At 45.3% G+C, this 11,202-nt stretch carries 9 protein-coding genes; 1 reads left to right on the forward strand and 8 read right to left on the reverse strand.

The genetic code is table 11. From position 1 onward, the window contains the following. Positions 1-182: 182 nt before the first annotated feature. A complete protein-coding gene (locus tag GC096_RS07940; RefSeq protein WP_171629693.1) occupies positions 183-887 on the reverse strand; it encodes a GDSL-type esterase/lipase family protein in 705 nt (234 codons plus the stop codon). Beyond that, positions 877-3,165, reverse strand: coding sequence for a GH92 family glycosyl hydrolase (locus GC096_RS07945; protein WP_171629694.1), 2,289 nt, complete (start codon positions 3,163-3,165; stop codon positions 877-879). Before GC096_RS07945 ends, GC096_RS07940 begins: the two co-directional genes overlap by 11 nt. Positions 3,166-3,275: 110 nt before the next feature. On the opposite strand from GC096_RS07945, the gene GC096_RS07950 reads away from it, so the two are divergent. Next, entirely contained in the window at positions 3,276-4,139 is an 864-nt protein-coding gene (locus tag GC096_RS07950) for an AraC family transcriptional regulator (protein ID WP_171629695.1), read from the forward strand. A 73-nt stretch (positions 4,140-4,212) separates the two neighbouring features. On the opposite strand, the gene GC096_RS07955 is transcribed toward GC096_RS07950, so the two are convergent. From GC096_RS07955 to GC096_RS07980, 6 genes are all read right to left on the reverse strand, one after another. Next, positions 4,213-5,217, reverse strand: a complete 1,005-nt coding sequence (locus GC096_RS07955; RefSeq protein ID WP_171629696.1) for an asparaginase — start codon at positions 5,215-5,217, stop codon at positions 4,213-4,215. An 18-nt stretch (positions 5,218-5,235) separates the two neighbouring features. Then, a complete protein-coding gene (locus GC096_RS07960; protein ID WP_171629697.1) occupies positions 5,236-6,108 on the reverse strand; it encodes a sugar phosphate isomerase/epimerase family protein in 873 nt (290 codons plus the stop codon). Positions 6,109-6,128: 20 nt separating this feature from the next. After that, positions 6,129-7,403, reverse strand: coding sequence for an alpha-L-fucosidase (locus tag GC096_RS07965; RefSeq protein WP_171629698.1), 1,275 nt, complete (start codon positions 7,401-7,403; stop codon positions 6,129-6,131). A gap of 35 nt (positions 7,404-7,438) precedes the next feature. Then, positions 7,439-9,142, reverse strand: a complete 1,704-nt coding sequence (locus tag GC096_RS07970) for an ABC transporter substrate-binding protein (RefSeq protein ID WP_171629699.1) — start codon at positions 9,140-9,142, stop codon at positions 7,439-7,441. 97 nt (positions 9,143-9,239) lie between these two features. Beyond that, on the reverse strand, positions 9,240-10,175 hold the full coding sequence (locus GC096_RS07975; protein WP_171629700.1) for a carbohydrate ABC transporter permease: 936 nt from the start codon (positions 10,173-10,175) through the stop codon (positions 9,240-9,242). 12 nt (positions 10,176-10,187) lie between these two features. Further along, positions 10,188-11,093 carry an ABC transporter permease gene (locus tag GC096_RS07980; RefSeq protein WP_171629701.1) on the reverse strand — a complete coding sequence of 302 codons (906 nt, stop codon included), beginning with the start codon at positions 11,091-11,093 and terminating at the stop codon, positions 10,188-10,190. Between the last annotated feature and the right edge of the window lie 109 nt (positions 11,094-11,202).

Raw genomic sequence — 11,202 nt, forward strand, 5'->3', positions numbered from 1 at the left:
CATGAACCACCATCTTTCCTTAGAATAGAAACGACTTTGTTTCCCCATCATTATTCCACTCGCAGCTAGATATTGGATATGATCCTTTATGAAGATCATGAACTTTCGTTAACAAATGTGGGATAAATTGAGAAGACCCGTACCATGCAGGTACGAGTCCACTGTTTTTATGTCTTGCTCGCTTAGATTTGAATCCCCTTACGTTCCAGTTCTGCACGCAAACTATCTGCCATAATGTCATAGCCAAGCACATGCGGGTGAAGCCCATCGTCTGCAAGCCCATCCCGCAACTGGATGCCACCTTCCGTGGTCATCTGCGAATGGTAATCGACATAGATAGCTTCATGTTCGTTGGCTACTTTTTGAAGTTGCTCGTTTACATGGCAAATACTCGTGTTTCGTATCTCATTGTTTCCCGATTGTGGCATATTCGTTGGCAGAATGGAACAGATCACAGGTATAATCCCGTGTTCTCTTGCCTTTACTACCATTTCCTGAATATCATCGACAAGTGCTGGTATGATTTGCTCCGCTGTTCTCCTATGCTCAGTTATCGCGCCATCCAACGACCAGAAATTGTTCACGCCAATTTTAATCACCACAACCTTCGGTTTCAATTGAATCACATCAGCATCAAATCTTCTTAACACATGGCTGCTAATATCCCCACCAATTCCTCGGTTTACAATAAAATTACCGCCGCGACCAAAATAGCCATTTAGCTCCCACATATGCGTTATTGAATCGCCAATAAATACAAAATCAACAGGTACTTTGTGCGCAATCAAGACCTCGTTACCTAGATCGAATTCTCCTCTGCGGCTATCTGCTGCTGCTGCCGTGGCAAAGAAGCCTGGTTTTACAATTTCTACTCGTTTAGTTGTCATGTTTTATTTCCTTTCTGATTCGATTAGAAGTTTCCATTCGGAGTGACATCGAGTAAGGTAAATCTTTATTCTCAACATCTGTCTCTTTCGGCGTGTCCGACATCTCAAATTGAATCAAGGCGCCCTCCATAAGCTGATCATGAGCAAAAAATAAAGGCAGATGCGGCTCATTGTTAACCTGTACACTTTGTACATAAGGATGATCGGCTGCGTTATGCTCGGCTTCGATTACAATCTGTTTGCCGCTCTCCAAATGGATTGTCATACACTCAAACATCGGACTTCCGATGACATATTCAGGCACACCGGGACATAATGGATACATCCCCATGCAGGCAAAAATATACCAAGCACAAAGGCTCCCGTTGTCTTCATCACCGGGCAATCCATCGGGTGCAGAACTAAACAGTTCCTCTGCCGTTTTCCTAACCCAGAATTGCGTCCCAGCTGGTGACCCAGCCGCCGCAAACAAATAAGGAATATGAAAACTAGGCTGATTGCTAATCGCAAATTGTCCGAAGTTAATCGAAGCCATTTCCGACATTTCATGGATTTCAAAACCGTAGCTGCCCACCTTAAATTTAGGTGAAGTTGTCATTAACTCGTTCATGCGAGCTAAGAAAACGTCTTTCCCTCCCATGACCTCGGCTAATCCAACGATATCGTGTTGAACAGCCCAACTGCACTGCCAGGCCCCGCCTTCACAATAAGCTCCTCCCCACTCAATCGGGTCAAATTCTTCAACCCAGCCGCCATCCGTCTTCTTCCCCCTCATAAAACCTACCGTAGGGTCTAGTAATTTGGCATAGTTGGTTGCCCTTTCCATTAACAGCGTGTAATCCTCAGGTTTCCCGATACTCTTCGCAAGTTGAGCAATGCAAAAATCGCCATAGACATAATCCAACGTATTGCTGACACTTTCGTGAAATTGATCCGCTGGCAAATAACCATATTCTTGGTAAGCACGAAAGCCTTTCCTGCCAAGATGAGGATCCTCCGCTGCTCGACAGGCATGCTTCAGCAAGCCTTCATAAGCCGTTTGAACATCAAACCCTCCCATGCCTTTTACAAAAGCATCTGCAAAAACCGCATCAATTAAAGTCCCCGGCATGGCACTGCGTTCGCCAGGTGAAGACCACTTCGGCATCCAACCGCCTTCCTTATACGCACTAACGTAAGATTCTAAGATTTCACCTAAACGGGTTGGAAACAGCATGCTAAACAACGGATAAGAGGTACGATATGTATCCCAAAATCCATTATCACAATACATCGGTCCGCTCACAATTTGACCATTATAGGGGCTGTAATGAACCTTTTCCCCCTGATCGGTAAATTCATGCCAAATCCGTGGAAACAAGCAAACGCGGTACAAGCAGGTATAAAAAGTGCTTAATTTATCCTCATCTTGATCCTCCACCTGTATGCGATTCAACGTCTCCTCCCACGCCTGCGTTGCTTCCGCTCTAATCAAGTCGAATGATTTTGTACCTATTTCCTGAGTAAGGTTGGTTATCGCCTGCTCGATACTTATAAAAGAAGTGCCCATACGAAGATTAACTTCGCCTGATTGCGGTACGTTCAATCCAATAAAAGCACCTATTCGGTCCCCTGCTTCATGTAAGCTGATAGATGCATTAAAATTCTGATCAAACACACCACACGCTTGCACATCCAAATCACAATCAAAATCAATCACAACATACATCGCATAATTCTCAGGAACGCCGCCCGAATTCGCACGAGTATAGCCCGTTAGCCTTCTTCTTACTGGGTCAATAGATACGGACGATTCTCCGGTAAACGGCGCTACTATCACTCTCGCGTCTTGCCGATCATCGAAAGTCATTCGCATACTAGCACAACGTTCTGTTGGGCTCAATTCCAATAACGTGTTGTAGCGTTGCAGCCTTATACGAAAATAATCGGGCTTGATGGACATATCCTCACTACGGAATGAGGAGGATCGCTTAGCGACGGAAAGGGCAAGCGGACCCGTTTGCGGCAGAATAGTCAGATGCCCGTAATCTTCAATCCATGGGCTTGGCTGGTGAGTCAGCCGAATCCCTTCAAAATGACGATGGGATGGATGGAAATACCAGCCTTTACCTGCTTCATCCGTTTGGGGGCTCCAGGCTGCCATTCCGAAAGGTCGCGCAATTAAAGGAAGTGTATTCCCATTGGAAAAATGGAAGGTAGAAGCTGTCCCCTGTAAGGGATTCACATATTGCAAAACATTCATAATCGTAACAACCTTCCTTTCGGATATTTCCTTCATTGTAATCAGTACGTCATCTCACTACTTATCAAAATTATGAAAAACATCTCATTTTTTAAGATTTTAGATTATGATAGCAATAACCGATTCTCATTTAAGGGCGTGATTTCATGATTCCTTTCAACTTACCTGGAGACCCTGAACTCCACAATTCCTTTCCTTATACATTTAAAATTCACAAGCTAACTGCCGATGTCCCGCCGCATACACATAATTTCCTTGAATACACCTATTGCTTTAACGGCAGCGGAACAGAAATTATCAATGGGATTGAGCGACCTATTAAGCCGGGCACGTTCACCCTCTTACTTCCACATCAGGTACATCAAATCAGAATAACGCGAGGTCAAGAGCTGCATCTCTATATTGGGGCCATTGGACTGCAAGCCATATATGGTTCCGATGACGTTGCTGCCTCATTCAGTGACATCTTGCTTCGTGCGGGTACGGAAGGAGATCCGTCCTACCAGTTGGAGGATGAACTCTCCAGCCAGCTTCTTCCTATATTTAAGAGGATGCATCAGGAAATCCTTAGCAGTGAACCCTTGAGTCAGCTCATGTTCAAAACGAAATTAACCGAAGCATTGATCTTATTGGAGCGCAGCTGTTTTACCAAGATAGACAACGATACCTATAAACCCCCTAATAAAAAAGGGAAAATGTGGGAGATCATTCTCTATGTCTACCAACATTTCCGCGATGATATTAAGCTGGAAACGTTGGCAGAGCGTTTCTATTTAAGCGTTCCGCATATCAGCACTTCTTTCAAATCTAGCATCGGAGAAAATTTTCATATTTTCCTAGAGAAAATAAGAATATCGCACGCGTGCAGCCTGCTCATTTCCAGCAATGAGCCCGTGACCGCCGTCTGCTTCGAAGTAGGCTTTACATCCTATGCCACCTTTTCACGCGTATTTAAAGAACGGCTTACGATGACCCCGTCTGCTTATAGGAAACTTAATAGTGGTTCGTAGATTGGACACATACCAAAAACCTGCTGATATTGCTTATCAGCAGGTCCTGCACACTTTTTAATTTCTATCCCTTTTATTCCAGTTGAAATCCGATTCGATACTGACCAACTACAGCCCCTAAGCTATTGCGAATTTCATCTGGACACAACTGACGGAGACGCGCAATTGTAGTCTCATCCTGATATCCGATTTGAGTAAGAATATTGGCCACGACATACGCCCACTTTTCTTCACTTCCATCTGCAACCTTTAAAGCAAAAGCCAATCTCTCTCGTTTCAGAGCAAAACAGTAGATGCCTTTGGCTCCGCCTTTCGCAACAATATTAGCATCATTCAACAACGCTGGACAGATGAGCCCTGTTCCGGATACCCAATCCGGACAGCCATTCATGGCTGCGGTCAAGTCGCGCACAGCAGCGGAAGTGGCCGTATCCTCAATCAGCTCGGGATGTGCGAGCTTCAGAAACGCTTGCGCCGCATGATACAAGGGCATCGCATAGACTGGAAGTCCGCAGCCATCTATACCAAGCTGTATGCGATCCCCCTGGAGGCCCGCCATATCGCCTATGATCGCTCGCAGCTTCTGCTGCAGCGGGTGATCATCCTTTTCATATCCATGAAGCGCGTATTCTTCTGCCTGACATACGGCAAGCATGCCAATGTGCTTCCCTGAACAGTTATGATAGAGCTTCCTTTCCAGATGACCATCATGAAGCACTCGATAATGGCTTGCCGTATGCAAGGGAAAGGATGCCCCGCAAACCAATAGCCCTTCATGTAAACCAAGCTTAACAAGCAACTTTTCTAACGTATTCACATGAAACGACTGTCCTCGATGCGAAGCTGTCAGAATAGCCTGTTCCTCCAAGGTTAGATCATATTTCAAATGAAGCTGTCTGCGAAAAAAGGGAATCGCCTGGAAAGGCTTTGCCGCCGAGCGTAAATACGTGACATGATGGGGATCGCCTACCTGATATCGGATGTTACCTTGCAGGTCGATCCCAACCACATGTCCCCAGAATTCGCATTCCACTAATTGTCCACGCCATTCTTCCACAAGCAATGCTGCCTTCGTCATCCGTAGCTTCGTACCTCCCTACGCCTCATGCCACAACCGCCTTGCATTGTCCATCGCGATCTTCGAAGCTGATTTGCACTCCTCCATGCCTTCAAATTCAATGGTAAGATAACCGTTGTATCCCGAATTCTTAATGAGCTTCATGATTCGACGCATGTCGATATCTCCTTGACCGACGATCGCGCCTCTTAGATAGTTGCCATTCGCGGTTGTAAACCAAGCGCCTTCGCCGGGATGCTCATCGTACGGTCTGAAGTAAAAATCCTTCACATGTATCAGTGAAGCATACGGCAAATTTTTACGCACACCGATCAGCGGCTGCTCATCGACACACATGAAATTGCCGATATCCAGTGTCGTCTTAAAGTTAGGGCGATTAACCTCCGTTAGAACGCGCTGAACACGATCACTTGCCTGTACGCTGAAGCCGTGGTTTTCAATGGTCGTGGTGATCCCATACTGCGCCGCATAATCGGCAATAAGACGACTCCCTCTTACCATCGCGTGTAAATTCGCTTCGAACCATTGAATCGTCATCTTATCAGGCGGTAAAGTAAAGGCAGTCACATCATGTCGCATATGTGTCATACCTAGCCTATTCACCAAATCAACATGATGCTTGACTCGTAGTATCTCAGCTTCGAAAGCCTCTTCTGTGTCCTGGACGAAGTTAGCCGGCATCGAATAATTGGATAGTTCGATGCCAACTTCCTTAGCCTTCTCGCGGACTGCGGCTGCTAGTTCGGGCTGATCAATCAGTGTAAAACCGTAGGGGACGATTTCCATATGTTCGCCGCCATGATCTGAAATCCACTGAATGACGTCTAGGACTGTCATTTCCCCTGTTTTTAATGCACTCAGTAAGCTATATGTGCTAAGACCGATTTTCAACGCATATTCACCTCTATTACTTATTCGATTTCCAGCGCGATCACCGTATCCATATCGTCTGGTAGTTCAGCGCCGGTCAAATGAATGAATGCCCCACTTTCAGTATCCGAATAATGTTCTGCCATCCATGGTGTAGAAACCTTCAGTTCTGAGCCGTCTGCGAGGAGCCTCGCCTTCTTGATTTTCCCCTTAAGCCCCTGGAAATAAATCGGTCCGATGCCTCGATCAAATACGTGGGCATATACCATATTCCCGTTCTGTGTATAGCGTCCCCATTCAGGCTTCGGTAGCGAGGAAGCTCCGCAGCCATAAATACTTTCGCCATTACGTCGCATCCATTCGCCAACCGAGGTCAAAATTCGAGTGGACTCCACCGGAATTTCTCCTCTTGCATCGGGTCCGACATTTAGAAGCATATTACCGTTCTTACCGACACATTCGACTAAAGCTCGAACGACCTGTTTCGGTGATTTGTAGGCATAATCCTTCGCATGATAGCCCCAATTGTCGTTGAGTGTTATACAGGCCTCCCATGGTACATTTACTCCGTTTTCGTCAACAATCCCGCCGGGAGGAACGATTTGCTCAGGAGAATAAAAGTCGCCGGCATACACTTCCGGTTCTGACTTTTTAATATCTCCACCAAGCCGATTGTCAATAATAATGTCTGGTTGCAGCGAGCGAATCAGGTTAACCAGCTCCGTTGCCCTCCACTTTTCACCTGTCATATCATCGTAGGAGAAATCGAACCACATGATATCTATTTTACCATAATTTGTAAGTAACTCTTTCACTTGTGCATGCAAATAATCCACATAACGCTCGAATTGGATGGATCGGTTTGCATAGGCTTCATTGTCTCTCATCGGATGAATGCGATCCCCATAGGACGGATAATCATCGTGATGCCAATCAATCAGTGAATAATAAAAGCCGACCTTCAATCCTTCATCGCGAAAGGCTTCTACATATTCCTTGATCAAATCTCGCTGCGCAGGTGTGTTCGTCGCGTTGTAGTCCGTAAACTCGCTGTCAAATAAGCAGAAGCCATCATGATGCTTCGTCGTAAGGACAGCATATTGCTGCCCCGCCGCTTTCGCTGCCCTGGCCCAAGCCCGCGGGTCATAGCGGTCCGGTCGAAACTCTTGGAAGTACGGTTCGTACGCCTCATTACTCAGTTTCTCGACACTTCGGACCCACTCCCCCCTAGCGGGGATTGCATACAATCCCCAGTGAATAAACATACCGAACCTTGCTTCCCGGAACCAATCTGTTCGCTCCCAACGCTTGTTCATGTTTTCCCTCCATTTTCTCGAATCGTTACCTGCCATCACTTTTTATACACTTTATCGTAAGCATCCTGATAGATTTTGATGAATTGATCCATGCCGGAATCTTTAAGACCTTTCACATAAGCATCCCAATCTTTGTCAATGCTTTTGGCTCCCATGATGAACTGCAGCATAGACTGTTTAACGTAATCCGTAATAATCGGCTTCAATTGCTTCACTTGATTAGCCTGATCGTTCGTTAAGAAAATATCCGTCGGGAACTCTTCTTTCGGTTGGTGTCCCTCATACAATTCTTTGGTAGCCTTGTACAGACGGGTTTCCAAACCATCCATCGTATAGATTTCTTGGCTTGCTGCATAGGCAGTTTCTCGATATTCAGAAGAACGAAGTCCAGGTCCCATTTGATTCCAATGGTCGTTCTGCACCTGACCTACACCATAGGTCGTTTCTTTCACCTTGAACTTAGCAGCGGTTCCGCGTGTGTTCTTATCATTCGGATCCGCTTTCACCCAGTTGCGGCCTTCTTCCCCGAAGTTGGACAATGTCGTGCCCTCATCCGAGTAGAGATAATCGGCTAGACGAATGGCGGCTTCTGGATTTTTATTTTTATTCGTCACGGCAAACACTGAGTTTCCAATGCCAATGTAGTGACCCGTGAACGACGCTCCATCTGGACCCGTAAGTGGCGCAATCGGATCATAGTCTTTGTGGCGTGTTGCCGTTGGAGAAGCATCTGTGAATTCGCCGAACCAACCTGCAGGAATCGCACCAGCTATCGCAACACCAGGACTATTCCCTTTTTGGGAAAGCGCATCCGATTTCTGAGTAAAGGCTTCCTTATCAATCAAACCTTCCGCATACAGTTTGTTTAAGAATTGCAGACCTTTTTTGAAGCCTGGTTGGTCGACCGAGGTTGCCAGTTTGCCGCCGTTCATCATGAAATAATTGTTGTCCGCATTGAAATACACGAATGCATTCATGACGAATGTCTCAATATCCGTATGCCAACCCGTTGGAGAGCCTGTGAACGCAATTTCGTCTGCTTTGCCATTCCCATTTGGATCCTTTTCTTTAAACGCTTTTAACATGTTATAGAAATCGTCTGTCGTCTTCGGTGTGCTAAGGCCCAGTTTTTGCAACCATTTCGTATTCACCCACATTTTGGCAGAAAACTGACAGTGGTAGCACTCATTCACGGAAGGTATCGCATAAATGTTGCCGTCCGGCGCTGTAATTGCCTTCTGTAAGTACGGAATATCTGTGAACGCTTTCTTAATATTCGGCGCGTATTGATCAATCAACTTGTTTAACGGGAGAAGGACGCCTTGTTGACCGTACAACAGCTGCTCCTCTTTCGTTAAATTACCTTGCATGAAAATATCGGGATAGTCTCCACTTGCTAGCAGTAACTGCTTTTTCTCATTCAATGCCGCTGTTTCTCCAGGCACTAGCTGCCAGTTCAAATGAATATTCGTCTTACCTTCCAAATATTTGGTGAACCAATTCGTATTCAAATCGGCAATATTCGCAGATTGCGGCGCGAAGGCACTCATTGTAATTTTATTTGTGGCAATCGGAAAGCCAGTTGCATTAACGCCTTTTCCGCCATCGGAGCTTGCAGCACCTGTTGGACTAGCGCTACCTTGTGGATCATCATTGGACGTGCAACCCACTACAGGCAATGTTATAAATAAAATCAGGACCGCCGATAACCAAGTTTTTCTGGTTCCTTTATTTACCATGCGTAAACCCTCCTAGTTTTTCATAGCTATTCCATTTCCATGTGGACACAACCTTAACACTCTTCCCAGCATCCCTCCCCTCAATGTGTTCCTGGTTTCAACCTTTCAGCGAACCAATCAAAAGCCCTTTCACAAAATGCCTTTGTACAAACGGATATAACATGAGAACAGGAGCGCTCGCCACGACGATCAGTGAATATTTAAGAAGTTCTTTTAACCCTTGCCGATCCGCAAGTTCTTTGACATCCTTAATCATCGTTGGATCAATGGAGTTCAAGATCAGAATATTTCGCAAAATAAGCTGCAACGGATACAATTTAGCCGATTTCAAGAAAATCAACGCTTCAAAATAAGAGTTCCAATAGCCTATGGCATACATAAGAACGAGAACGGCAATGATCGGTTTGGACAACGGGATGACAATGCGGAGTAGAAACTTAAAATCGCTGCATCCATCTAAATGTGCTGCCTCCGTTAATTCCGAAGGAATTGAGGTTTGAAAAAACGTCCTTGCAAGAATGACCTGCCATACGGAAATGGCACCTGGAATAATCATTGCCCATCTCGTGTCGAGCAGCCCCATTCCTTTAACTGTTAAATAATAGGGAATTAATCCTCCGTTGAACAGCATTGTAAAAATAAACAGTGCGGTGATGACGTTGCGTCCATAAAAATTTTTACGCGAAAGCGGGTAAGCCGCTGTTATCGTCAACGTTACGCTAATCAGTGTCCCGAAGAATAGATAGAACAAAGAATTCCCGTAGCCCGTCAGGATTTGCGGATTCTGAAATACGGCCTTGTACCCTCGAAGGGTTGGCTCAACAGGGAACAACCACACCTTGCCTGAGATCACAGCTGACGAGGAGCTGAATGATGAACTAACGATATAAATGAGCGGGTAGGCCACAATGATTAAACAAATAATCAGAAACACATAAACAAAGAACAAATACATTCTGTCGACACTATTTTCAAGAATGCGTGTAGGTGCCTTACTCGCTTTGAGCAGCACGGTTTGCTCGGAATTCACCATCTCATTTACCTCCTACCACAAGCTTGTCTCCGAATTTTTCCTTGCCACATAGTTGACCACAATGAGCAGTAATAAATTGACAACCGAATTAAAAAGTCCGACAGCTGCAGAGAAACTGAAGTTCGCCCCGACCAAGCCCATTTTGTAAACATACGTAGATATGACCTCGGACGCTCCAACATTAATCGCATTTTGCATCAGGTACACCTTTTCGAATCCAACGTTCATGATTTGACCAGCATTCAGAATAAGTAAGATAACCGCCGTCGGCATGAGGCTCGGCAAGTCGATATTTACCATCCTTTGAAACCGTGATGCACCGTCAACTTTCGCCGCCTCATACAAATGCGGGTCTACCCCTGCCAGAGCGGCAATGTAAATGACCGAGGCATAGCCTGTAAACTGCCAGACGTCGGAAAGGACATAAACAGTTTTGAAATAGGCCGGCTTGGACATGATATTTTCCGCTGGAAATCCAAACTTATCCGCTAAGAGATGAACGAAGCCAAGCTGTGGAGAAAGGAACAGCATAATGATCGAAACCATGATAACCGTAGAAATGAAGTAAGGCGCGAAAGTGACTAGTTGTACGGTTCTTTTAAAAATGCCATTTTTCAGTTCATTCAACGCCAAAGCAAGTATAATTGGTGCCGGAAAGCCGACAAGGAGAGAGTAAAGGCTGAGCAGCGCTGTATTTTTGATCACCCTCCAAAAAATGGGCAGATGGAAAAAGTCCACGAAATGCTTGAATCCGATCCAATCACTTCCCCATATTCCTTTCGTGACCATAAAGTTCTTAAACGCGATTTGTACGCCAACCATCGGTATGTATTTAAAAATGATCAAATAAACAAGTGACGGCAGAATAATCAGATAGAGTTGCCAGTTTTTCTTTACCATTTTAAGTGCTATACTCATGGTACTCCTCCTCGATGCAATGGCGATTCGCTTTGTATTAAGCGCTTACAAACCCAATGATAACGGAGTACAGCTCATAATTATAGTGATCATTTTTAAGCAGGTACTG

This window comes from Paenibacillus plantarum, from assembly GCF_013141695.1.
Classification (GTDB): Bacteria; Bacillota; Bacilli; order Paenibacillales; family NBRC-103111; genus Paenibacillus_E; species Paenibacillus_E plantarum.